We start from the raw sequence: 25484 nt of genomic DNA, 5'->3' as shown, positions 1-25484 counted from the left end.
TGGAGGTGTAATCCTTGTCAGATGAAAAGAAAGTGTCAACGGCCGATGAGAAAGAAGCAGCAGTGGAATTTATATCAAACCAGCGGAGGCTGACAGGCTGGGTCAGATGGCTGTTTGGTATTATAGCAGTTCTTGGATCACTGTATCACCTGTACATTCTTAACTTAAACCCTATCGATCCCTGGGTTTTCCGGAGCACCCACCTAGCCTTTGGTGCTGTTCTTGGTTTCTTGTTATATCCGGGATGGAGAACGAAGTCGAATAAAATTCATGTCATTGACTGGATTTTAATGATCGTGAGTGTGTACATTGCCTACTACATTTACGCGAACCTGGATCAGGCCCTTTTCCGTTTTGGAGTAGCTCCGACAGACATGGATTTTTATGTTTCTCTGGCGGGTGTGCTGATTGTATTTGAACTCGCCCGGAGAGCCAGCGGTCTGGCGCTTCCAATTCTGGCAGGGATCTTTGTTCTTTACGCTTTTTTAGGTCCTTATCTACCAGGCATCCTTGGTCACCAGGGCTATAGTATGGACCGCTTCTTTACCTACATGTTCAGTCTCGATGGCGTATTCGGGGTCACCTTGGACGTCTCCTCCAAATATATTGTATTGTTCATCGTATTTGGCGCGTTTCTGCAGATGTCTAAAGTAGGGGACTACTTTATGGATATCGCCTTTTACGCAGCGGGAGGAATGAGAGGGGGACCTGCCAAAGTTTCCGTTTTCTCCTCTGCACTCATGGGGATGATGAACGGGACGTCTGCCGGAAACGCGGTAGCGACAGGGTCCTTGACGATTCCTCTGATGAAACGGACAGGGTATCCGCCGAAATTCGCTGCGGCAACGGAAGCAACAGCTTCCGCAGGCGGACAGCTGCTGCCGCCGATTATGGGAGCCGGCGCTTTTCTTATGGCTGAAATTCTCGGTATCGCTTATACCGAGGTCATTATCGCCGCCTTAATTCCAGCGCTTCTGTACTTCGTATCTGTCTATTTTATGGTGGATTTCGAAGCACTAAAGCGGAATATGAAAGGGCTTCCGAGAAAAGAACTTCCACAGATGAAGAACATTATTAAAAAACTTTACCTTCTCGTCCCAATTATTTTATTGATTTTTATGCTCGTTAACGGCTTCTCCATTATCCGCTCCGGTACCGTGGCGATTATCTCCTCCTTCGTTGTAAGCTGGTTCCATCCTTCTACACGAATGGGATTAAAGAAAGTCATGCTCGCTCTGGAGCTTGGAATGAAGCAGGCGGTACAGCTGATAGCGGTAGTTGCCTGTGCGGGTGTTATCGTTGGGGTTATTGCCTTAACCGGTGTTGGAATGGCCTTTAGTTCCATGCTTTTGACGATTGCAGACAATAACGTGCTGCTGGCGATGATCTTTGCGATGCTGCTTTCCATTCTTTTAGGGATGGGAATGCCGACGACAGCAGCCTATGCTATCGCAGCCTCTGTAGTTGCCCCGGGACTGATACAAATTGGCGTAGAGCCGATTGTAGCCCACATGTTTGTGTTCTATTATGCCGTTATTTCCGCAATCACCCCGCCTGTGGCTCTGGCAGCTTATGCGGCAGCCGGAGTGGCCGGAACCGAGCCGATGCGGACCGGGGTTCAGGCATTTAAACTGGGGCTGGCAGCGTTTATTGTACCGTTTATGTTTTTCTACAGCCCGCAGCTCTTGTTGATCACGGAACCAAATGCGCAGTTAATCTTCGTTATTGGAACGGCGCTCATCGGTGTTTATCTGCTGTCTGCCTCTGTACAAGGATGGTTTTATAAGCGGGAGGCCGGCTGGATTGTACGTATTATGCTCTTTACAGCCGCGATTCTTTTCATTCTTGCCAACATTATGCTGGACGCAGCGGCTGTAGTACTCGTTGTTGGAGCCTTGCTTCTTCAGCTTAGAGAGCCGAAGCCGAAATTCCAGGAAAGTACTGCATAAGTTTCCTGATATCTGGATATCAATACTCAGGACATTTCTGTATAATTCATCCTATAGAAATAACGACTGAGTAAAGGAAGTTGGATAACTATGCTGGATTCTTTTGAAAGAATGACTTTATCCCAAAAAGTCGCAGAAACGATTGCGACACAAATTGTCGAAGGAGAAATGAAACCGGGTACGCGTCTGCTGGAACAGGAACTGGTCGAGATGTTCGGCACCAGCAGGGCTCCGATCCGGGAAGCTTTGTATCTTCTGGAGAACCAGGGCATCGTGGAACGATTACCGAGACGAGGTGTTTTCGTAAAGAAATATACGCGAAAAGAAGTATTCGATCTTTATGAAGTAGTGTACAGCCTGACGCATATGGCCTTGATGAAAGCAGTAGACACAAGCCTTCAGGAACAGCTGGATGAACTTTATCAATTAATACAAAAGAGTGAGGCGACGATTGAAGAGAGAGAGATTAAAAACTGTTTCCATCTTGTAGAGAGAATTCATCTGCTTCTGTTTGAACTTCCGAATAATCAGGTACTTCAGGAAGTATATCAGCGGTTAAATAAACGGTGGACGACGTTCCGCTATTTAACGCTGTCCCACCCGATCAGTCTGGAGCGTTCCATTGCCGAGTACAAAGAAATTGTGATGGGCATTGAAGCGAAAAACAAAGAACAGATCACCCGGGTACTCAAGCAGAAAGAAACACGTGCACTCTCTATTCTGGAAAAGTTAATTGATGAGGACGGTTCATGATATTCGATGAGCAGCGATGACCTCTGGACCGAAAAGAAGCAGACAGATAAAAATACGTATATTTTTATTGCTGCTTCTCTTTTTTTCCTCTTTCTCCTCTTCTTCTTTCACTACCTTCACATTCCTTGGCAGGCCAATGCCGCGCTGAGTATCCTCTTTTACAGTCTGATTCTCTGGGCACTCGAACCCGTCCCGTTCGGAATGACTTCTCTTATTACTTTATTACTTCTCCTATTGCTGCAGGCAGCTTCGATGGACACAGTCTTCAGCGGTTTTGCCTCGCCTGCCGTATTTTTAATAATCGCAGGGATCATGATTGCCAAAGGTGTCAATGAAACGAGGCTTCTGGATCGTATCACCTATTTCCTGTTATCGAAGAGCGGGGGAAGTCCAGGGCTTCTTTTCGTGATCATCTTTCTGCTGATCCAGGTGCAGGCCCTGTTTATTCCGGCTGCTTCTGTCAGGATAACTTTGATTCTTCCGATTGTGTTAATGGTTATCTCCTACGTTAACACGTCCCGGCAGTCCAACTTTAACCGCCTGATGCTTGTGGGAACGGCGTATGCCGGCAATATCAGCGGCATGGGTGTATTAACAGCAGGAGTGGCCAATATTCTTACCGTGGAAATGCTCGCGGTCTATCACGGAAGCACGCTGAATTACTTCCAGTGGCTGGTCTATGCGTTTCCTTTATGGACGGGAGCTTCCGTGTTCGTCATTCTGTTTCTGCTGTGGTTTTATCCTCCTGAAAAAATGGATCTGTCCGGACTGCAGAAAGATATGAAAAAAAAGCGGCTGGAAATGGGAAAACTGGATGCTGCCGAAGTGAAGTGCATCTGCATTCTCTTATTGGCCGTCGCTTTATGGATGACAGAGCCTTTTCATGGTCTGCACCCCGTCTTTCCGGCACTTGCTGCCGCCGTCCTGATGGGGCTTCCCGGAAGTGGTTTTACGAGCTGGCAGCGGCTCGTGCAGATTGATTTTGATTTAATTATTCTTATCGGCGCTACACTTTCGCTTGGATTCGCGCTGATTGAAAGCGGTGCGGTCGAAATTGTCACAGAAATAGTCACGACAGACTGGGTAGTCCAGCTCGCTTCATCGACGTGGGTGATGGTATTGATGGTGATCGTCCTCACGCAGTTTTATCATCTCATTGTTACGAACATCAATACCGCGGTCGTAACGATGGTGCCATTTTTAATCTCTTTTTCCCACCAGCTCGGGCATGACCCGATCATGATCGTGTTTATCAGTTCCGTCAGTACACTGTTTGGGTTCGTACTCGTCGTGCAGACGATTCCAAACGTCCTCGTTTACAACACGGGTCTCATCCGGGCAAGAGAATTTATTGCCCCGGGGATTGGCGCCTCTATTATTACTATGGTACTCACCGGGCTCGTCGCCTTTACCTATTGGCGGGGCGTGCAGTTCTGGCCATAAACATAAAGCATTTGGTAACCATTATTTCGTGAAAGGGGCATATCAAGGTGAACATGCAATTGACGATTAACGACAAAGCTTATACTTCATCGAAAACGATCAACGTACTTAATCCACTGACACAAGAAGTGGTCGCAGAGGTCCCTTTTGGAGGGCGGGAAGAAGCGGAAGCAGCAGTAAAAGCCGCTTCTGAGGCTTATGTTCCCTGGTCCAGAAAAACGGCGGACGCGCGGGCGGATCTTATGATGAAGTGGCATGATAATCTGCTTGAAGAGGAAGATAAGATAGCTGAAGTCATGACGAAGGAACAGGGGAAACCATTCAAAGAGGCTAAAGGGGAAGTCCGCTATGCGGCGAGTTTTATACGCTGGTATGCCGAAGAAGCGAGACGAATAAAAGGAGAAACAATCCCTGCTTCATCCGCAGACAAAAAAATTGTTATTCAGCCGCAGCCCATCGGAGTGGTCGCTGCCATTACTCCTTGGAATTTCCCCGCCGCAATGATTACCCGAAAAGCAGCCCCGGCTCTTGCCGCCGGCTGTACGATTGTAATTAAACCGGCAGAACAGACCCCTCTCACGGCCTGGCTGCTGAAAGAAGCGGCAGATAAAGCGGGTATTCCGAGCGGCGTGATAGAGGTTGTTGTAGGGGAACCAGCTGTTATAGGCGAAACGTGGATGAAAAGTCCATTGGTAAAAAAGGTGACGTTTACCGGATCGACGCCTGTTGGAAAGCTCCTCATGTCGCAGGCTGCAGAAACGGTGAAGAAAGTATCTTTGGAACTTGGAGGTAATGCTCCATTTATTGTCTTTAAAGATGCCAATTTGGAAAAAGCGGTCCAGGGCGTAATTCAGTCCAAATTTCGAAACGCCGGACAGACGTGCGTCTGTACGAACCGCGTCTACGTCCAGGAAGAAATTATGGAAGCGTTTACTCAAAAATTGAAAGAGAAAGTAGAAGGCCTTCTTGTCGGAGATGGTTTTGAGGAGAACACCGATATAGGTCCATTAATCAATGAAGAGGCGTTAGTCAAGACGGAGAAGCATATCGAACAGGCTTTGAAAGAAGGGGCTTCTCTTGTGACCGGCGGAGCCCGTTTAACGGAAGGTTCGCCTCTGTTTAAACCGACCGTTCTTTCCGGGGTCACAGACAATATGTCGTGCATGCAGCAAGAAACATTTGCCCCATTGGCCCCCATTGCAGCATTTAAGAATGAAGAAGAAGTAATTACGAGAGCCAACCAGTCGCCGTTCGGCCTGGCTGCGTATATTTTTACGGAATCGCTCTCCACGGCCTGGAGAACGGCGGAAGCGCTGGAGTATGGGATTGTAGGAATCAATGACGGGCTTCCGTCCGCTGCCCAGGCTCCTTTTGGAGGAATGAAAGAAAGTGGGATCGGCCGGGAAGGCGGTACAGAAGGGCTGTACGAATTTTTGGAAACGAAGTATATGTCTTTCTCCATCTAAATCCGGAAGGAACTGATTGTATATGACGATGAAGGAACGTGTTCAGCAGTATGCAGAGACCGTGCAGGCGGACCCTGAATTTTACGAGAGCAGCCGCAGAGCAAAGTACCAATTTGCGCTTCAGGTGGAAAACGAAACGTGTCTGTTTCATGTAGAAGCATCCTCGCTGCACGTAAAAGAAGAAGGCTGGAATGATTCATGGGATTTTACGATCCAGACGGACGAGCTGGCATGGAGCAGGTTCATGGAAAAGATGCCTCCGCCAAATTTTCAGCACCTCCTTCCCTTTGTGTTGAAAGTTGAAGGTACGGCGTTGACCGGTAACCGGATGATCGCGATGCAGCACATACGCTCACTGAATCGGATATTCCAGGTTTTAAGGGAGTGTGATTCTCCATGATTACGGGTCATTATGTTTCCTTAACGTATCGAAACAAAAGTGTGGACGTTTATTATGAAACGGCTGGAAGCGGCATTCCGCTCGTCTGCCTGCATACAGCAGGAGCAGACAGCCGTCAGTATCATCCGTTAATGAAAACGGCAGAAGTAACCGATCATTTTCAGGTTCTTGCGTTTGACCTTCCCTGTCACGGACGCTCCATGCCGCCGGAGGGATGGTGGGAAGAAGAATATCTGTTAACGACAAACGACTACGTCGACCTCATTTTTCAGTTCTTAAAGGCAGCAGGAGTTAAACAGCCGATTATGATGGGGTGCTCTATGGGGGGGAGTATTCTCCTGGAGCTTGCCTGCCGTGAGCCTCAAATGTTCCGGGCCTTTCTGCCGCTGGAATCAGCTGCAAAAACACCGGGCAGGCTGAACGATTATTTGTATCATCCCCAGATTCATGGGGGAGAAATGTGTGCGGAAAACGTCTATGGAACGATGGCTCCCCAGAGTCCCGTGAAAGACAGGAAAGATATATGGTGGATTTACAGTCAGAGTGCGCCGGGAATCTACTATGGGGATATTTATTTTTACAGTGAAGAGTGGGACGCCCGCGAAAAACTGGCCCATATTGATACGAATGCCTGTCCGATTTACTTTTTTACCGGAGAGTACGACTACTCCTGCACGCCGGAAATGACAGAAGAAACAGCTGCCCAAATAAAAGGCGCGGAAATCTGCATTATGAAACAATTAGGGCATTTTCCGATGTCTGAGAACTTCCCGCTTTTTTACTCTTACATTAAACCTGTACTTAACCAATTCAAGGAGGGATGAACGATGGACAATTATCGTGTGCTCGGTAATACCGGACTGCGGGTGTCCCCGCTCTGTTTCGGGACGATGTCATTTGGCGGCGTCGCCGACAAAGTGGAATCAGAACGCATGTTTCATACAGCACTGGACCATGGGATTAATTTTTTTGACTGTGCCGACTCCTACTCTAAAGGAACGGCAGAAGAAATTCTTGGAGGATGTATCCAGGGGAGACGGGAAGATCTCGTTTTAACAACAAAAGGATTCAACCCGACAGGAGAAGCCGCTAACGACCGCGGATTATCCCGAAAACATCTGATTCGTGCACTGGATCAGAGTCTGGATCGTTTAAAGACGGATTATATCGATATTTACTTTCTTCACAATTGGGACAGTGCCACGCCCATCGAAGAAACGCTGGAAACGCTGGATTATTTAAAGCGTCAGGGGAAAATCCTCCATACCGGTGTCAGCAACTGGGCCGCCTGGCAGATCAGCAAATCTCTTGGCATCTCCGCTCAAAAAAACCTCGCTTCATTTGACGTCATTCAGCCGATGTACAATTTAGTGAAAAGGCAGGCGGAAGTAGAGCTGTTTCCGATGGCAGAAGCAGAAAACCTCGGTGTGATCAGCTACAGCCCGCTCGGCGGAGGACTTTTAACGGGGAAATATGAGGATGAAAAACAGACCGGCCGTTTGAAAGAGCAGGAACTGTATACGAAACGATACCGGGATGCGGAGTACTTTGATATTGCACGCTCTTTTTCCGCTTTTGCAAAGGAGAGAGAATGGCATCCGGCAACGCTCGCTGTGGCGTGGGCAGCAAAGCATTCTGCTGTGACAGCACCGATTATCGGAGCGAGAAATGTCAACCAGCTTCAGCCGAGTCTCGACGCTATGTCGTTCTCATTAACAGATGAGGACTATCACGCAGTGCGGAAGCTTTCTATCGAACCGCCTATCGCCACGGATCGATCCGAGGTGCAGGGGTAATGGGGGAGAAGCCGATAATTTTCCCCCTTCACGTGGGCACGTTTAAAAAGATGGAGATGTCCAATCTCATGTATCAGACAGAGCCAGGAAGAAAAGTCCGCACACCGGCGATATCCTGGCTGATCAAAACAACAGACCAGAATATCCTGGTAGATACGGGGTGTCCAACGGAAGAGTGGGCCTCTTACTACCATCATCCCATTGAAAGACCGGACTCTCAGACATTGGAGAGCCAGCTGCAGCACCACGAGCTGAGGCTGGAAGATATCGATACTGTCATTAATACACATCTTCATTGGGATCACGTACATGGAAATGACTTATTTCCTGAAGCCGTCTTTTACGTGCAGGAAGAGGAATTAAAAGCAGCCGTAGTCCCTCTGCCGACGCAAAGAAAGTACTACGAAGCAGGGTCTCCGGGAGTTTATCCGCCGTGGATGAGCAGTTTCGGACAGATGAGATGCATTCAGGGAGATTATGAACTCACTCCGGACATACATTTAATTCACCTTCCGGGACATACTCCCGGCCTGCAGGGGGTATTGGTCGATACCTCCAACGGGCGATACCTTATTGCAGGGGATACCATCGGGGTGTATGAAAACTGGAGTGGAAACAAAGAAATGCCGCATGTTCCGCAGGGCATTCACTGGAATCTGGAGGATTATTTCCGGACATTTAAGAAAATGGAACGGCTGGAGGCGGAAGTGCTGCCGGCTCATGATTTTCGCGTACTGGAACATGCAAGTTTTGGAGGTGACGGATCATAAAAGCAGCCTTTGTTTTATATGACGGCGTGACGATGCTCGACTTTGTCGGTATGTATGACCCCATCACGCGTCTGAAATCGATGGGATTTAAAGAAGATCTGACCTGGGATATCTGCGGCTTTACAGAACATGCTGCGGATACAAATGGATTGACCGTTCAGGTGGATAAAGTACGGCCTTCTTTAGCTGAATATGACCTGATTCTGATCCCGGGCGGATTTTCCACCCGGACGCTGCAGTCGGACCCTGCTTTTAAAGACTGGCTGCAGACGATGAATGCAAAAGCGCTTATCGCTTCTGTCTGTTCGGGGTCCCTTCTTCTCGGAGGAGCGGGTTATTTGACTGATCGAAAAGCGACCACCCATCCGAATGCGAGGACACAGCTGAAAGTTTACTGCAATACTTCCGCGGAGAGAGTCGTAGATGAAGGTCAAATTGTCACGGCGCGCGGGGTCAGCTCTTCGATTGACCTGGGATTGTATCTATGCCGGCGTTTTGCAGGAGAAAAAGCCGCGGAGGCGATAAAAATACAGATGGATTATGAAGGTGATCTGCTATGAGAGCAGCTGTAGTTCCTTCCTTTGGACCGGCGGAAGTTCTAAAGATTCAGCAGATGGAAGCACCACAGCCCGGAAGAGGAGCGGTGACGGTCCGCGTAAAAATGGCGGGACTGAACTTTGCCGATGTGAAAACCCGGGCAGGCAAGCACGGAAAGAAAACCCCTCCTTTCGTTACAGGAATTGACTGTATGGGGGTAGTAGAAGAAACAGGCCCCGGAGTGGATCACGTGCAGTCCGGGCAGCGGGTCATTGCATTTCCGCTTCAAGGGGCCCATGCGGAAGTGGTTTATGTACCCGGAACGCTCGTTTTTCCGATCCCCGACAACATTTCCGATGAAGCGGCGGCTGCCTGCCCCATCGTTTCTTTCACCACCTACTTTCTCCTTCATGAAGTAACAAGGTTTCAACAGGGGGAGTCCATTCTTATTCATTCTGCAGCAGGAGGAGTGGGCTTAACGGCTGTACAGATGGCTGCCGCAGGCGGTGCCGAGCTCATTTTGGGTACCAGTGGAAGCCCGGAAAAGCACCAGGCTGTCTATCAGGCAGGAGCTCATTACGTGCTCCCGAGAAACGATTTTCATAAAGATGTTTTGGAACATACAAACGGCAGAGGCGTGGACGTAGTGATTGACGGAGTAGGAGGAGCTACGAGTGAAGAAAGCCTCCAGTGCACAGCCGGTTACGGCAGAATGGCGATTTTCGGCAATCTCAGCGGTTCCGCAGCGAACATTTCCTCTCCCGATCTCGTTGCCTCCTGCCGCTCTGTCTTAGGTTTCAGCTTCGGTACGACACGGGTGCAGCAGCCGCATCGAGCGAAAGCGGCTGCTGACTTTGTTATACCGATGATTGCAGAGAAAAAACTGACTTTCCCTATTCATGCTATCAAGCCGCTGGACGCAATCCCGGAGGCTCACGAAGAAATGGAAAGTGGAAAAATCGTTGGAAAAATACTGATAGATATGGAAAGGTGAAGATTTGCTGGAGCGAGTTTGCGAATAACGTGGCAGCCGCGGGAATTTCGGGAATGCTGCCTTTGGTTTAAATCGATCCGCCGGGAAAGGAATAAATACTGTAGTGGGATAATAGCAGACATGGCAAAAAAGGACTCCGAACCAGTATCGGAGTCCCTTTTTATGGTGTGCAGCTTTTTTCAGCGAAGGACGCTATTTCATCTGCTTGAGACACTCGACAACCTTCGTTCCGACTTCTGCCGTCGTTGCGGTGCCTCCCATATCAGGGGTTAGGACATCGCCGTCGGTCATTGTTTTTTCCACCGCTTTCAATACTTTTGTTCCCCATTCCTCTTCTCCGAAGAAGTCGAGCATTTGACTGACCGACCAGATCGCTGCAAGCGGGTTCGCTTTCTGCTTCCCGGCGATGTCGGGAGCGGATCCGTGAATCGGTTCGAACATCGACGGGTACTCTCTCGTCGGGTTGATGTTGGCCCCTGCAGCAAGTCCAAGACCTCCCGTGAGTCCGGCGCCTAAGTCGGTTAAAATATCCCCGAATAAATTGGACGTGACGACGACTTCAAAGCGGGAAGGGTCGGTCACGAAAAACATGCTGGCGGCATCAACGAGGTAGGAATAGGTGTTGATGTGAGGGTATTCTTCACTCACTTCTTGAAATACTTCATCCCAGAAAACCATCGAATAATTTAACGCATTGCCTTTACTGATGCTCGTCACAGATTTTCCGGATGCGTTGGCTTCTTCAAAAGCGTAGCGGATAATGCGCTCGGTCCCTTTTCTGGAAAAGACCCCCGTCTGGAGCGCGACTTCATCCGGTGTGCCCTGGAACAGCCGGTCTCCCGCACCGGCGTATTCGCCTTCGCTGTTTTCCCGGATCACAAGCATATCGATATCATGATAGGCGGGAAGGAGCGGAGATTCCGCACCTTCCAACAGCTTAATCGGGCGGATATTCACGTATTGATCGAACGATTTTCTGATTTTCAACAGAAGATCCCACAGGGAAATATGATCCGGCACTCCGGGATAGCCAACGGCTCCAAGGTAAATAGCATCAAACGTTTTCAGCTGAGTTATTCCGTCGTCGTCCATCATTTTGCCGTACTTATGATAATATTCGCAGCCCCACGGAAATTCCCTGGATTCAAACCGGAAAGACCCGTCCTGATCCTCAATTTCCTGCAGTACTTTAAACCCTTCTTTGACTACTTCCGGCCCGATCCCGTCACCGGGAATACTTGCGATATGAAATACTTTTCCCAACACCGATCACGCTCCTTTATCCTCATATAAAATTTTCAGTAAATGGATTATGTAGTAGAAGTTCTGTTGAAAAGTTTATCATAAAAAGCGCTTACATTATGGAAGAAGGAAAATTTAGAAGGGATACTTGAGGGGACTTATGCTATCGGACCAGCTTTCTTTTCGAGGTGAGAAAGCATAGTCTTTACAAAGCGATCTGTAAGCCTCGCGACTGTATAAAAACAAAAGCAGGACAATTCTCTGAGGAGGATTGTCCTGCTTCTTTCACTCTTTTCAGCTTAAATACTTCAAAGCGGAGCTGCTCATCGGCCTTCCGGGATCGCTTTTCGTCAAAAACGATGCCGGAGCGGGTCGTGCTATGTCGGCCGGAACCTGTGTATTAGGCCGTTTATAAATCACTTGGAGTCCGCTTTGTGAGGAAGAGCCTTTAAATTCACGAAGTGAAAACTTTCCACCTTTAAAGATCCCCTTAAAGCATAGGCTGCGGCTCCAATAGGGCAAGCCTTTTTTCCTAATTTTGATATACGTATGTCTTTATAATGGTTGAAACGAGATTGCAGCTTCTTTTCCAGTTCAGGTATTAAATTGTCGTCTTGACTGAGAATGGAACTATTAATAATTAATTTCTCGGGATTGAATATGTTAATAACATTGTTTAATCCAATGGAAACGTAATGAATGAAATAGTCCAGCATACTATTTTCATTTGATAATAAAGATTTTATTTTTTCCTCCTCCGAAGCATTTGGAAACAGGTTATCCAACTTTTTTAATATAGCTTTTTCAGAAGCATAAAGTTCCAGACAGCCATTGTTTCCGCAGGGACATTTCAATCCGTTGCTTTCAATAATCATATGTCCTATTTCTCCGGCAAAGCCTCCATAGCCGCGATAAATTTGTTTGTCTTTCATGATACCCAAACCAATACCTGAAGAGATGGAAAGACAGAACAGATCCGAGGTATTTCCGTCATAAAGCTGTTCAGCAAATACGCTGAAGTTAGCGTTATTATTCACATAAACAGGGCATTGAAATTTTGACTGAAAAAACTGTTCACAGGATATATTTGACCACTGCTGCTTTGGAGTAAAGACAATCATTCCTTCGTTATTAACAATGCCGTGTATACCGATGCCAATACCGAGAAGTCCCAACGGTTTATATTTATCCGCGAAATTTTTAATGATCGGTTCGATTATTCCGGCGACCTCATTCATTACTTCAGCAGGTTTATTCCCTGAAAGAATTTCCCCTGCTTCATACAAAAAATCCCCCTGTAAGTTCATAAGTATGATTGATAAAAAGTTTTCATCAATATCAAGGCCGATTGTAAAGCCGGCAGAATGATTAAGCTCTAAAATGATGGGCTTTCGTCCAACGGAAGTAGCAGTTTCCTGGGCCCGCTCAATTATAAGCTGTTCATCTAATAAATCCTGTATCTGGACTGAAATAGTCGCTTTATTTAATCCTGTTTTTCTTGCCAGCTCACTTCTTGATGCTTGTTTTTCTTGAATTAATGTTTCTAAGATAATTTTCCGGTTCATGTTTTTTATATAGGAGGCATCTCCTTTAAACATTACGTTTCACCTTCTTCGATAGATTAATATACTATACTATTCTTTATAGATTAAACATAAAAAAGTTAGATATGCAAACGAATAAAAAAATAAGAAAGGGCTTTCAAAAAAGACTTGATTATTAAAATAGGCCATGATATTGTAATAATTAATTAATTTGATTGGTAAACAAATTAAAAATCACTGTTTTTTTGTAAGGGTTTTCAATTAAGGGAGGAGAATAAAAATGAAAAAATCTCTAGGTTTAATGCTGGGTACTCTTTTGGTGGTAAGTGCGTGCGGGAATGAAGGAGAAAGTGACTCCGGCAATGGTTCAAGTAATGAGTCCGGTAATAATGAAGCATCATCAGGCGATGAAAGTGGAGGGAATGATGAGAATGATTCTGCAGAGGCTTCAGGGGAAGCAGTAACGTTGCAGCTCGGTCATAACCTTGCGGAAGATCATCCAGTCCATTTAGGTTTGGAAAGGTTTGCAGAAGTCGTTGATGAAGAATCAGACGGAACGATGGAAATAGATATTTACCCAAATGCTGTTTTAGGTGATGAAAGGGAAGTTCTGGAACAAGTACAGGGAGGCGGAGTTGATTTAACGAAAGTAAGCGCGTCTGCTCTGGAAGGTTTCGCATCTCAATATGCTGTGTTCAGCCTTCCTTATGTGTTCGAAGATGAAGAGCACTTTTTTGAAGCAATGAATTCCGAAACAACTCAAAATTTATTTGAAGAAACAGAAGAGCAGGGCTTTATTGGTTTGACGTGGTATGACTCAGGGGCAAGAAGTTTTTATACCCAAGATACGCCTATTGAACATCCTGATGATCTTGAGGGAATGAGGATGCGGGTAATGGATAGTCAAACTCAAATCGATATGATGGAAGCACTCGGGGGAGCACCTACTCCTATGCCTTACAACGAAATTTATACTGGGTTACAACAAGGGGTTGTCGATGGTGCAGAAAGTAATCCTACGGCCCTGACGAATGGTAATCATGGAGAAGTTGCTAAAGCATTTTCATTTGACGAGCATGCACGCATTCCGGATCTATTAGTGGTAAGTGCAGATGCCTGGAACGAATTGACTGATGAACAGCAGGAGATTATGAATACAGCTTCTGAAGAATCTACAGAATATCAAATCGAACTATGGGCGGAAGCTGTAGATGAAGCTATGGTAGAAGCTGAAGAAGAAATGGGAGTAGAATTCCACTACCCGGACAAAGAACCTTTCAGAGAAGCAGTTGAACCGATGCACGAGGAATACCGCCAGGATGAAAACATTGCAGAATTGATGGATGCGTTTGAAGAGCTGCGTTAAAATTTTTAGGCTGCATTGATTATAATGCAGCCTTTCCCATTTTCGAGGTGTTGAAAAATGTTATATCCAATTGAAAATGAAACGAGAGAACTAAAATGTCTGGACGGTTTATGGCAGTTCAGCTTCGATCATTCTTCTATAGGTGAAAAAGAGGAATGGTACAGTAAAAAGATTCCAAAAAGTATTGATATGGCAGTGCCGAGCAGCATAAATGAACTGTTGATTGACCCTGAAGAAGAGAGTTACATCGGGGATATGTGGTATCAAAAAGAAGTATTTATTTCTAAAGACTGGGAATTGGAACAGGTGCATTTAAGAATTGGCGCAGCCGCCTATCACAGTAAAGTTTGGATAAATAATAACGATGTTTTTGAACACCACTCCGGCTTTCTTCCTTTAGACTGCAATATTAGTAATTTTATAAAACCAGGTCGTTGGAACACCATCACTATTAAATTAAATAATGAGCTTTCATGGCAGACTCTGCCGCCGGGGACCATTTCAGAAACTGATAATAAAAAGCACCTTAAAACACAGCACGATTTTTATCATTATACCGGCCTCCATCGCAGCGTGTATCTTTATACTACTCCAAACACTTTTATTGAAGAAGTTTCACTTAATACGGATTTAGATGAAGGAAAGGGATGGATAGATTTAACATTATCACCATCCGGGGTCAAAACCGCTGATTCTGTGAAGTGGGAAATTCAATTGAAAGACAAAGAAGGAAAAGTAGTATTAGAACGGAAATTTCCTGAAAATTCTGTGCAGTTCCATTTGGATAATCCACGATTATGGTCGCCTGCAGATCCTTATTTATACGAGCTTGAAGTCTGGTTAAGCAGTTCTGACAGCCGGGATAAATATTCGCTGCCGGTAGGAATTAGATCTATAGAAATAAAATCAGGGGAACTATATTTAAATGGAGAGAAAATGTATTTAAAAGGTTTTGGCAAGCATGAAGATATGGATATAAAAGGTAAAGCTTTTGATGATGCCTTGGCGTTAAAAGACTTTGCTTTAATGAAATGGAGCGGAGCCAACTCTTTTCGTACTTCCCATTATCCCTACGCTGAAGAATGGCTGCAGATGGCCGACAGAGAGGGATTTCTCATTATTGATGAAATTGGAGCAGTAGGAATGCTCGGTCAGTCAGTACCTGCCATTGGAGAATTGGATGGGGTATTTCAGGAAGATAAAATAAATGATTTATCCCAAAAAAACCATATGAAAGAGATGGAAATGTTAATAAGAAGGGATCGAAACCACCCTTCAGTTGTGATGTGGTGTGTTGCTAATGAGGCTTCAACTATGGAAGAAAAAGCGGGTGCGTATTTTGAACCGATTATTAATAAGGTTCGGGAGCTTGATTCCAGACCTGTCATGAACGTGAACCTGATGTTGATTGAACCTGAGAAATGCCAGGTAAGCAAGATGGTGGATGTTATTGGACTGAACGCTTATTTCGGCTGGTACTCCAGTGCAGGCGACCTTAATATTGGAAAAAAAGAATTAATAGAATGGCTGGATCGTTGGAAAAAAGCGTTTGATAAACCTTTAATGATTACCGAGTTCGGAGTAGATACTGTACAGGGTCTTCATAAACTTCCCGCCACTATGTTCTCAGAAGAATTCCAAGCGGATTTTTTGAAAATGTATACAGAAGTATTTGACACGAGACGGGAAATTATCGGGGAACATGTTTGGAACTTTGCCGATTTTATGACAGGTCAGGGAATCGTGAGAGTAGATGGTAATAAAAAAGGAATATTTACCCGGCAAAGGCAGCCTAAAATGGCAGCATACAAGCTTAAAGACAGGTGGAGGGAAAGGGAGGACTGAAGCAGTATGATAAATGTTATTTCCAGAATAAAAACCACGATTAATCAATCCATCATGATAGTAGCTTCAGTATTAACGGTGCTTTTGGTCATTTCGGCTCTCTGGCAGGTGATCAGCAGATTCATTGGAATGCCAAGTACCTTTACTGAGGAGTTGCTTCGTTTTATGTTAATCTGGGTGGCATTTCTCGGAGCTACTTATGCTTTTGGCAGCCGGGAACAGTTAGCGATTATTTTTCTGAAAAATAAACTGCGGGGAAGACCCGCTTTTTCCCTTCAGTTATTAATTGACATCATAGTCATTGTATTCGTTTTTGCGGTACTTGTAGTAGGAGGATTAGATATATCTTCCATTACTATGAATCAAGTTTCTCCAATCCTCGGTATTCCAATGGGATACATTTATTATATACTGCCGATCTCGGGTATCTTGATTATTTTTTATCAAGTTATTAACATATTTGAAAATATTATTGGATTAAAAGATCCGGATAGAACGGATTTGGATGAAGGGGGGCAGCACTAATCATGGATATAGCTGTACAGGGAGCTTTACTATTATTCGGCAGCTTTTTTCTTCTGCTTGCAATAGGAGTTCCAATATCTATCAGCATTGGTATTGCCTCTTTATCAACTGTTATATTAACACTTCCATTAAATACCATTTTATTTACTGCCGCTCAGAACTTCGTTGGAGGGATAAATAGTTTTGCTTTGCTTGCTGTTATCTTTTTCATCCTGTCCGGAAGCATTATGAACAATGGTGGTATAGCCATAAGGTTAGTCAATTTAGCTAAAATTATCGCCGGCCGTCTTCCAGGGTCGCTTGCCCATACGAATGTAGTTGGTAATATGCTTTTTGGATCGATATCCGGGTCAGCGGTAGCAGCTGCAGCAGCGATTGGCAGTGTCATGTCCCCCATGCAGGAAAAAGAAGGCTATAAAAAATCCTATTCAGCTGCTGTAAACATTGCTTCTTCCCCTATTGGTCTGTTGATACCTCCAAGTGGAGCGTTAATTATTTACTCTCTTGTCAGCGGAGGAACTTCTATTTCGGCATTATTTATGGCCGGCTACCTGCCTGGTATTTTAATGGGGCTTGGAGTTATGTTCGTAGCTTACAGAATAGCCAAAAAAGAAGATTACAAAACTCAGGTTACGCTTCCTCTAAGAGAAAAGTTCAGCGTTATTTTGCAGGCTGTACCGAGTCTTTTTATGATCGTGGTAGTTATTGGGGGAATCGTAGGAGGTATATTCACAGCTACAGAAGGTGCTGCGGTTGCTGTCCTTTACTCCTTGATCTTAGCGATTGTATATAAAAGCCTTAAGTTCAGTGATGTACCTAAAATAATGAGAGAAACAGTAGTAATGACAGGTATTGTCTTATTTCTTGTAGGTGCTTCCTCCGTCATGTCATGGGCTATGGCTGTGACAAGAATTCCAAATGCAATAAGTGATGCGATTTTAGGAGTATCTCAGAATGAAATAGTAATTCTGTTAATTATTATGTTTACACTGCTCGTCATTGGCACATTTATGGATTTAACTCCTGCTATTTTGATATTCACACCCATCTTCCTGCCGATTGTTACTACGATAGGGGTGGATCCCGTACATTTTGGAATCATTATGGTTTTCAATTTAGCTATCGGTATTATGACACCTCCTGTCGGCAGCGCTTTATTTGTAGGGTGCAGCGTAGGTGGAGTCACGATAGAAGCAGTTATTCCGACTCTTATAAAAATATTCACTGTACTGATTATTCTTTTAGCGATGGTAGTGTTCATCCCGCAGATCAGTTTAATAATTCCAGAGCTATTAGGATTGCTCTAAAGGAGGTAGTAGAAAATGAAACCATCTGCATCGGAATACATTGAAATCGAATCGTTTGGTCAAGGTGTTCAATTTAAGAATCCGGTATCAGATCATACGGTAAAAATTTACGTTCTTGGTGAGAAATTATTTCGAGTTATTTTTGTTCCGGAAGAAGGGCTTCAGCTAGACAAAACCTGGCTGACAGCTCCCGGGATGGAAGATATTCCGGCTGCCGGGAGGGAACGGTTGGATGTGTCCTCTTTTGCAAAGACAGCATTTACCGTTAAAGATAATAATGAAAATTTCAGTATTGAAACCACTGGATTAAAAGCGGTCGTTTCAAAAAATAATGGGTTGTTCAGCTGGTACGAGTACAGCAGGAAGACGCAGGAATGGACTATGCTTGCGAAAGACCGGAATACGCAGGCTTATAACTGGGACAGGAAATTAGGAAGTGGTATTCAGCATTACATGGAACGTTCTCCAAACGAAGCATTTTATGGTTTTGGTGAAAAAACCGGAATGCTGAATAAGAAGGGTGAAAAGCTGCAAATGAGGAACTTGGATGCAATGGGCTATGATCCCCTTAAAACAGATCCTCTCTATAAGCATGTGCCCTTTTTCATGGTGAAAAATCCGGATCACGTTTATGGAATGTTTTATGATAATACGTCTACCTGCAGTTTTGATATGGGAAAAGAATTAGACCAGTACCACGGTTTGTTTCGTTCTTTTCAGGCAGAAGGAGGAGAACTTGATTACTACTTTATTGGAGGAGAAGCTCTCTCTGATATAACAAAGACGTTTAGTTGGCTGACGGGAAAGACTTTCTTTGGACCAAAATGGAGCCTCGGCTATTCTGGATCTACGATGACTTATACAGATGCGGACAATGCACAAGAGCAGCTGCAGCAATTTTTGGACGACTGCCGCCGATATGATATTCCGTGCGATTCTTTTCAGCTTTCTTCCGGATATACGTCGATAGGTGATAAGCGATATGTATTCAACTGGAACAAAGAAAAGTTTCCGGATCCTCAAAAACTTGTGGAATCATTTAAGGAGGCGGGAATTCGCTTTAGTGCAAACATAAAACCAGCTATGCTCATTGATCATCCGAAATATCAAGAAGCAAAAGAAAAAGAGTTGTTTCTTAAAAATAAGGAGACGAATGAAGAAGAAATCGTCCAGTTTTGGGACGAAAAAGGAGCCTATCTGGATTTTACGAATCCGTCTACACAGCAATGGTGGAAGAGCCAAGTTACGGAACAATTATTGAGTATAGGTATAACTTCTACCTGGAATGATAACAATGAATTCGAAGCGTGGCACCCTTCTGTTATAGCCCATGGATTCGGGAACCCGCTGCCTTTATCGCTCATCAGGCCGGTACAGCCGCTTCTGATGATGAAAGCTTCCTTCGAAGCTCAGTCGGAATACCATCCAGGGGAAAGACCATATGTAATTTCTCGTTCAGGAGCACCCGGCATGCAGCGGTACGCTCAAACCTGGACTGGGGACAATTATACTTCATGGGAATCATTAAAATATAACCTGCGCACAGGCTTGGGACTTTCTATTTCGGGTATTTACAACATCGGACATGACGTAGGAGGTTTTGCCGGCCAAGCTCCTTCGAGGGAACTGTTTCTGCGTTGGATTCAGCAGGGAATTTTCCATCCAAGGTTTACTATTCACTCCTGGAATGAAGATAAATCCGTCAATGTGCCATGGATGTATCCAGATATTATAGAATCGGTCCGTTTTTTAATGAAAGAGCGCGTCAGGTTTATTCCATATTTGTATTCCCTGCTTTATCTGGCATCGGAAAAATATGAACCTTTAATAAAGCCGACCTTCTTTTCATTTGAAAATGATGAAAATACGTTTAAAGATACAGACAGTTACATGCTGGGGAACGATCTGCTTGTTTATCCAGTGACAGAAGAAGGAGCCCGCTCCATCAAATGCTACCTCCCTGAGAACGATGCTGGATGGTACCATTTTTATACCGGAGAGTATTACAGTCCGGGCAGTTATGAAGAACCTGCTCCACTGGATCAACCCATTTTATTTGCCCAGGCTGGAAGTGTTATTCCACGTAATGAAGGAAAAATAACATTTGATAAGATGGAGGAGAATCGGACTCTTCATTGTTTCCCTGCGAAAAAAGAGCAGGAATCTACAGCGGTATTATTTGAAGATGATGGCCATTCCACTTCTTATAAAACAGAAAGCGGCCATTGTAAATGGAAAATTACGATGAAATCATCAGACAAGGAAATACAGGTAACTACCGGAGCAGAAGGAGAATTCCCACTTCCTTACCGGACGATTACGTTTGCATTTCCAGTTGGGGAAAAACGTAAAATTTTCATAAACGACAGCCTTGCGGAAGGACCGGTTGTTACTTTAAAGGAGGAGGAACTGTGTTGACTTATATACACGAAGATTGGCTGCTCCAGAATGAAATTGGGAAGCGGCTTTATCATGAAACAGCGAAACATCTGCCTATCATTGATTATCATAACCATCTATCTCCGGAGGATATTTATAAAGACCGTCACTATCAAAACCTCACGGAGATATGGCTGGAAGGGGATCATTACAAATGGCGTGCGATGCGTGCCAGTGGGGTAGAGGAGAAGAATATTACTGGAAATACTTCCGATTGGGAAAAATTTTCAACCTGGGCGGATACGGTGTCTAAGCTGATTGGAAATCCGGTTTACCACTGGACTCATTTAGAATTGTACCGCTATTTTGGTGAAGATCGTTTGTTAAATAGACAAACTAAAGAAGATATTTATTTGATGGGTAAGCAAAAACTTCAAGACGGCTCCTTATCCACCAAAAAAATCTTAGAGAAAGAAAAAGTTGTTTTTTTAGGAACTACTGATGACCCTGCCGACTCTTTAAATTATCACCGGTTGTTAGAAGATGAAGCTGCTTTGACTGCAGCACCTTCTTTCAGACCTGATATAGCGATGAAAACAGAATCTCCTGCAGAATTTAACGAATGGATAAAGAGGCTTGAAGCTGCTTCCGGAAAAACGGTAGAGAGATTGGAAGACTTCCTTGCTGCTTTAAAAGATAGAATTGCCTATTTCAAAAAACATGGCTGCCGTGCTTCTGACCATGGTTTAGCTCAGATTCCTTCTAAAAAAATATCGGAAAAGAAAGCTTCACTGTTCTTTAACAAAGTAAAAGAAGGAGAACCATTAACTTTAGAAGAACAGGATGGCTTCAGATATTTCATCCTTTCTTATCTGGCAGGTGAATATAAACAGGCAGGGTGGGTCATGCAGTTCCATATTGGGCCGTTAAGAAATACCAATTCAGTAATCCATCAGAAAATTGGAGCTGACTCAGGCGGAGACTCCATGCGGAACGGGGTGTCTTCCACTGCCCTCCATGAATTCCTGAATGAATTGAACACGGAAGGAAATCTTCCCAAAACAATTCTGTATTCGTTAAATCCAAACGATTACCCTGTACTGGCAGCGGCAGCGGGAAGCTTCCAGTCAAGTGAAACAGCAGGAAAAGTTCAAGTCGGGAGCGCCTGGTGGTTCAACGATCATATTGATGGCATCCAGCAGCATTTGCGAACCCTCTCATCAATAGGCTCGATTTATTCTTTTGTTGGCATGCTGACGGATTCCAGAAGTATTCTTTCCATGTCGCGGCATGACTTTTTCCGAAGAATTTTGTGTAATGAATTTGGAAAATGGGTGCTTGAAGGAAAAGCTCCCGCTGACGAAACGCTGCTTAAAGATTACGTGAAAAAAATCAGCTATGAGAATGCTGCGGACTATTTTCAAATTAAAAACAAAATGGGGGGAAGTGAAAAAAATGGAAATGAGTTTTCGATGGTACGGAAAAAGTGATCCGGTAACATTGTCCCAGATACGACAAATACCTGATGTAGAAGGGATTGTCACAGCCGTCTACGATTATGAAGCAGGAGAGGTCTGGTCAAAAGAAGTAATTGATAACTTAAAAAACACTATTGAAAAAGAAGGTTTTACCTGGAACGTCGTGGAGAGTGTTCCCGTCCATGAGGATATTAAGCTTGGAAAAGACTCAAGGGACAAATGGATCGAGAACTACAAACAGACAATGAAGCATTTAAGTGCGAATGGAATTAAAACTATCTGCTACAATTTCATGCCGGTATTTGACTGGACCCGCACAGAGTTAAATGCTTCTCTCCCGGATGGTTCGAATTCTCTGGCGTATGATGAAAACACGCTGGAAACAATTGACCCTTTATCTGGAGAATTGACGCTTCCCGGTTGGGATCTGTCTTATCAAACGGAAGACTTAAAAAAATTAATGGAAGATTTCCGTCAGCTTACAGAGGAACAGCTGATGGAGAATCTTATCTACTTCTTGAAAGAAATCATGCCGACAGCAGAAGAAGAAGATATTAAACTGGCAATTCATCCTGATGATCCGCCCTGGAGTATATTCGGCCTTCCCCGGGTCGTCACAGGCAAGCAGGCTGTTCAGCGTATTCTAACAGAAGTAGACAGTCCTTCTAATGGCATCACTTTTTGCAGCGGCTCCTACGGGGCAGATGAAAAAAATGATTTAGAGACTATTATTCAGACGGCAGCTGGACGCATACATTTTGTTCACCTTCGGAACATAAAGTATGGAAAAGGCCGCTCTTTTCAGGAAACAGCGCATTCTAAAAATCATGGATCATTAAATATGATTCAGCTTGTTCGGAAGCTTCATGAAGCTGGTTTTTCGGGGCCTGTACGACCGGATCATGGAAGAATGATCTGGGGAGAAAAGGGCAGACCTGGTTATGGTCTCTACGACCGGGCTCTGGGAGCTCAATACCTTAATGGAATAATTCATACGTTGGAAGGGAGCAGATAAAATGCCAGAGCAGCTAACAATGTCTTTAGAGGGCGAAACAGTCGTCATCACCGGGGGAAGCGGAGTTCTTGGAACTTCTATGGCTGAAGCGCTCTTTCAAGCTGGTGCCCAAGTAGCTATTATAGGAAGAAAAGCGGAGAAGGCAGAGGCCAAAGCAGCCGAAATTGATCCTCAACAGAAACGGTGTCTGGGCTTCGGTGCAGATGTATTAAATAAAAATCAGCTCGAAGCTGTAAGAGAGACAATTGCAGAGAACCTGGGAGCCTGCACTATTTTAATCAATGGTGCCGGCGGAAATCATCCGAAGGCCTCTACTTCAAAAGAGAGGTTCGAAGACGGAGATTTGGAAAAAAAGGATGTTCAGAGTTTTTTCGACCTGGAAGAAAATGCTGTGAATGAATTATTCCAGCTGAATTTTACTGGGACTCTTCTCCCGACACAGGTATTTGGGCAGGATCTTATCAAAAATAAAGGGTCGATTATCAATATTTCATCGATGAACGCTGACAGACCGCTCACTAAAATTCCTGCATACAGCGGGGCCAAGGCAGCAGTCAGTAATCTGACACAGTGGCTGGCTGTTCATTTTGCCCCGGTGGGTGTGAGGGCTAACGCGATTTCTCCAGGTTTTTTCCTGACAGATCAGAATCGAAGTCTATTATTAAATGAAGATGGAACGTATACCGAACGTGCAAATAAAATTATTAATCAAACTCCGGAAGCACGCTTTGGAGAGCCTGAAGATTTAACAGGAACCTTGCTGTGGCTTTGTTCCAAAAAAGCTTCCGGTTTTGTAAATGGAGTCATTATACCTGTCGATGGTGGTTTTTCAGCATATTCAGGAGTATAGGAGGGAAACGAAAATGAAACAATGGGAAACTCTTCAGAAAATGCTTCGTTCCCAGCTGACTGTCGTACTGCGTGCTTCCTCTAAAGAAGAGTTGATTCAACTCGGCAGTGCAGTTTACGAGGGAGGGGGGCGTTCCTTGGAAGTAACGTACACTTCTCCGGGAGCAGGAGAAGCGATCACAGAGCTGAAAAACTTATTTCCGGATGCGGTCGTAGGCGCCGGGAGCGTTTTGGACAGCGAAACGGTTCGACACAGCCAGCTTCACGGAGCTGAATACATTGTGGCTCCATCATTTGATGCTGAAAGTGCAAAGACTGCTTTTCGATACCAGACCCCTTACATTCCTGGCTGTATGAGCTTGTCTGAAATGACAGTGGCACTGGAACATGGCTGTTCGTTAATTAAACTTTTCCCGGGACAGCATTTTACACCTGATTTCATTAAAGCGGTTAAGGGTCCTCTGCCTCAAGTTTCGATTATGCCTACCGGTGGAGTATCTATCGATAATGCAGCAAAATGGATAGAACGCGGAGCGGTATGCGTAGGAGTGGGCGGCGAAATCACAAATGTATTTCGTGACCATGGTGCCAAAGAAGTAACGAAGCAGACGGAAAACTTTTTACGTACAATAGGAGGTGCTTATAAATGATACTGACTATTGGAGAAGTATTGATGAGGTTATCAGCGGACGAAGGCAGTGCACTTGCAGAATCGGATAAGCTGAACATCCATATTGGCGGCGCTGAAGTTAATGTAGCCAAAGGACTTTCTCAAATGGGTGTAAAAACAGGCATTTATTCCGTAGTGCCGGATAATGATATCGGAGCAAGAGCTCTCCGGGACATAAGAAGTGCCGGAGTAGAAGAGAAATGGATATTTAAAGATGGAGATCGATTAGGGTTGTATTTTCATGAAGAAGGCTTTTCATTGAAACCGCCGGTCGTTATATATGATCGAAAAGACTCCTCCTTTTACCGCCTGCCTGAGAATAAAGTGAAACCTAAAGAATTATTTGAGGGCGTGTCTGCACTCCACGTAACGGGTATCACTCTGGCAATTAATACAGAGGTAAGAGAATATGTTAAATGGCTCATTAGACAAGCGAAAGATGAGGGCGTCTTTGTTTCATTTGACATGAACTATCGATCTAAACTCTGGTCTCCTTCTGAGGCAGGTGCTGCATTAAAAGAGCTGCTTCCGTATATAGACTTTCTATTTGCAGGAGAAAAGGATTTCCGCCTTCTTCTTCAATGGGATGCACCGGACCTGGAACATAAGGAAGTTCTCGCCTATTATTATGAAAAAGCGAAACGTGAATTTAACATTAAAGGTGCAGCATCAACAAATCGAATCATACACGATCAAAATCACCATTCTTTAACCGGATATTTGTTTTATGAGAGTCAGTTGATGGAATCATCAAAAATTGATTTCCAGGTGAAGGACCGTATCGGTGGCGGAGACGGTTTTGCATCAGGAATTCTCTATGGTCTTCATAACGGTTTGGCCCCGGAAGAAACCTTGAACCGTGGGATGGCAGTCGGTGTGTATCAGCACTTTTTCAAGGGGGACCAAATCAATATTTCTGAAAACATGATTCAAACTCTCTCTAACCCTGTTCCGCAGGATTTACTGCGCTAGTAAGTGTAGAAAGAAGTGTATAAACTAATGGTAATGATTCAACTTTCGCACGAAATATTCTTTTTGAACGAGTAACGAGCTGCGCCAGAGTATCTGGTGCAGCTTGTTTTACTTTATAGGAGGAATAGAGGGAAAACAACCACCGGATAAAGTGTCTTTCTTAAGTACCTGTCATTATTCTTCT

22 protein-coding genes are annotated in these 25484 nt (G+C 44.6%); 20 read left to right on the top strand and 2 right to left on the bottom strand.

All coding sequences use genetic code 11. The annotated features are described in order from the left end of the window. Positions 1-14: 14 nt before the first annotated feature. The 10 genes from FTX54_RS15110 to FTX54_RS15065 all read left to right on the top strand — a co-directional run bounded on the left by FTX54_RS15110 (position 15) and on the right by FTX54_RS15065 (position 10108). Positions 15-1949: a TRAP transporter permease gene (locus tag FTX54_RS15110; protein WP_147803633.1), complete on the top strand. Its 1935-nt coding sequence runs from the start codon at positions 15-17 to the stop codon at positions 1947-1949. A 90-nt stretch (positions 1950-2039) separates the two neighbouring features. Then, the gene (locus FTX54_RS15105) at positions 2040-2702 is read left to right on the top strand and encodes a GntR family transcriptional regulator (RefSeq protein ID WP_147803634.1); all 663 of its coding nucleotides are present in this window, start codon (positions 2040-2042) and stop codon (positions 2700-2702) included. A 6-nt stretch (positions 2703-2708) separates the two neighbouring features. Then, on the top strand, positions 2709-4145 hold the full coding sequence (locus FTX54_RS15100) for an SLC13 family permease (protein ID WP_147803635.1): 1437 nt from the start codon (positions 2709-2711) through the stop codon (positions 4143-4145). A gap of 53 nt (positions 4146-4198) precedes the next feature. Further along, positions 4199-5611, top strand: a complete 1413-nt coding sequence (locus FTX54_RS15095) for an NAD-dependent succinate-semialdehyde dehydrogenase (RefSeq protein ID WP_147803807.1) — start codon at positions 4199-4201, stop codon at positions 5609-5611. A gap of 22 nt (positions 5612-5633) precedes the next feature. Beyond that, positions 5634-6011, top strand: coding sequence for a hypothetical protein (locus tag FTX54_RS15090; protein ID WP_147803636.1), 378 nt, complete (start codon positions 5634-5636; stop codon positions 6009-6011). After that, complete coding sequence (locus FTX54_RS15085; RefSeq protein WP_147803637.1) at positions 6008-6835, top strand: alpha/beta fold hydrolase; 828 nt, start codon at positions 6008-6010, stop codon at positions 6833-6835. Before FTX54_RS15090 ends, FTX54_RS15085 begins: the two co-directional genes overlap by 4 nt. A 3-nt stretch (positions 6836-6838) precedes the next feature. Next, positions 6839-7807, top strand: coding sequence for an aldo/keto reductase (locus FTX54_RS15080; RefSeq protein ID WP_147803638.1), 969 nt, complete (start codon positions 6839-6841; stop codon positions 7805-7807). Continuing rightward, complete coding sequence (locus FTX54_RS15075) at positions 7807-8577, top strand: N-acyl homoserine lactonase family protein (protein WP_147803639.1); 771 nt, start codon at positions 7807-7809, stop codon at positions 8575-8577. The genes FTX54_RS15080 and FTX54_RS15075 overlap by 1 nt, the downstream gene beginning before the upstream one ends. Continuing rightward, positions 8571-9137 (top strand): DJ-1/PfpI family protein, encoded by a 567-nt coding sequence (locus tag FTX54_RS15070; RefSeq protein WP_338485882.1) that lies wholly within the window; start codon positions 8571-8573, stop codon positions 9135-9137. The genes FTX54_RS15075 and FTX54_RS15070 overlap by 7 nt, the downstream gene beginning before the upstream one ends. After that, positions 9134-10108, top strand: a complete 975-nt coding sequence (locus FTX54_RS15065; RefSeq protein WP_147803641.1) for a quinone oxidoreductase family protein — start codon at positions 9134-9136, stop codon at positions 10106-10108. The genes FTX54_RS15070 and FTX54_RS15065 overlap by 4 nt, the downstream gene beginning before the upstream one ends. Before the next feature lie 192 nt (positions 10109-10300). Here the strand turns inward: FTX54_RS15065 and FTX54_RS15060 are convergent, their stop codons facing one another. Both FTX54_RS15060 and FTX54_RS15055 read right to left on the bottom strand, forming a co-directional pair. Next, positions 10301-11371 carry a tartrate dehydrogenase gene (locus FTX54_RS15060; protein ID WP_147803808.1) on the bottom strand — a complete coding sequence of 357 codons (1071 nt, stop codon included), beginning with the start codon at positions 11369-11371 and terminating at the stop codon, positions 10301-10303. 395 nt (positions 11372-11766) lie between these two features. Further along, complete coding sequence (locus FTX54_RS15055; RefSeq protein ID WP_147803642.1) at positions 11767-12948, bottom strand: ROK family transcriptional regulator; 1182 nt, start codon at positions 12946-12948, stop codon at positions 11767-11769. Between the two features lie 226 nt (positions 12949-13174). Here FTX54_RS15055 and FTX54_RS15050 point away from each other — a divergent pair, with 226 nt between their 5' ends. Genes FTX54_RS15050 through FTX54_RS15005 form a run of 10 tightly spaced genes read left to right on the top strand, consistent with a single transcriptional unit; the run spans position 13175 to position 25300 of the window. Then, entirely contained in the window at positions 13175-14260 is a 1086-nt protein-coding gene (locus FTX54_RS15050; protein WP_147803643.1) for a TRAP transporter substrate-binding protein, read from the top strand. Positions 14261-14317: 57 nt separating this feature from the next. Further along, positions 14318-16105, top strand: coding sequence for a beta-glucuronidase (gene uidA, locus FTX54_RS15045; protein ID WP_147803644.1), 1788 nt, complete (start codon positions 14318-14320; stop codon positions 16103-16105). Positions 16106-16111: 6 nt separating this feature from the next. Then, positions 16112-16630 (top strand): TRAP transporter small permease, encoded by a 519-nt coding sequence (locus FTX54_RS15040; protein ID WP_147803645.1) that lies wholly within the window; start codon positions 16112-16114, stop codon positions 16628-16630. Between the two features lie 8 nt (positions 16631-16638). Then, positions 16639-17937, top strand: coding sequence for a TRAP transporter large permease (locus tag FTX54_RS15035; RefSeq protein WP_422387439.1), 1299 nt, complete (start codon positions 16639-16641; stop codon positions 17935-17937). Between the two features lie 15 nt (positions 17938-17952). Next, a complete protein-coding gene (locus FTX54_RS15030) occupies positions 17953-20355 on the top strand; it encodes a glycoside hydrolase family 31 protein (RefSeq protein ID WP_147803647.1) in 2403 nt (800 codons plus the stop codon). Next, the gene (gene uxaC / locus FTX54_RS15025) at positions 20349-21806 is read left to right on the top strand and encodes a glucuronate isomerase (RefSeq protein ID WP_147803648.1); all 1458 of its coding nucleotides are present in this window, start codon (positions 20349-20351) and stop codon (positions 21804-21806) included. The genes FTX54_RS15030 and uxaC overlap by 7 nt, the downstream gene beginning before the upstream one ends. Continuing rightward, a complete protein-coding gene (uxuA, locus tag FTX54_RS15020) occupies positions 21772-22809 on the top strand; it encodes a mannonate dehydratase (RefSeq protein ID WP_147803649.1) in 1038 nt (345 codons plus the stop codon). Before uxaC ends, uxuA begins: the two co-directional genes overlap by 35 nt. A gap of 1 nt (position 22810) precedes the next feature. Next, the gene (locus tag FTX54_RS15015; protein WP_147803650.1) at positions 22811-23659 is read left to right on the top strand and encodes an SDR family oxidoreductase; all 849 of its coding nucleotides are present in this window, start codon (positions 22811-22813) and stop codon (positions 23657-23659) included. Positions 23660-23672: 13 nt separating this feature from the next. Next, positions 23673-24308, top strand: coding sequence for a bifunctional 4-hydroxy-2-oxoglutarate aldolase/2-dehydro-3-deoxy-phosphogluconate aldolase (gene eda / locus FTX54_RS15010; protein ID WP_187254525.1), 636 nt, complete (start codon positions 23673-23675; stop codon positions 24306-24308). After that, on the top strand, positions 24305-25300 hold the full coding sequence (locus FTX54_RS15005; RefSeq protein WP_147803652.1) for a sugar kinase: 996 nt from the start codon (positions 24305-24307) through the stop codon (positions 25298-25300). The genes eda and FTX54_RS15005 overlap by 4 nt, the downstream gene beginning before the upstream one ends. Positions 25301-25484 lie beyond the last annotated feature (184 nt).

The organism is Alkalicoccus halolimnae (assembly GCF_008014775.2).
Classification (GTDB): Bacteria; Bacillota; Bacilli; order Bacillales; family Salisediminibacteriaceae; genus Alkalicoccus; species Alkalicoccus halolimnae.
This window is presented reverse-complemented; position numbering and strand designations above follow the sequence as displayed.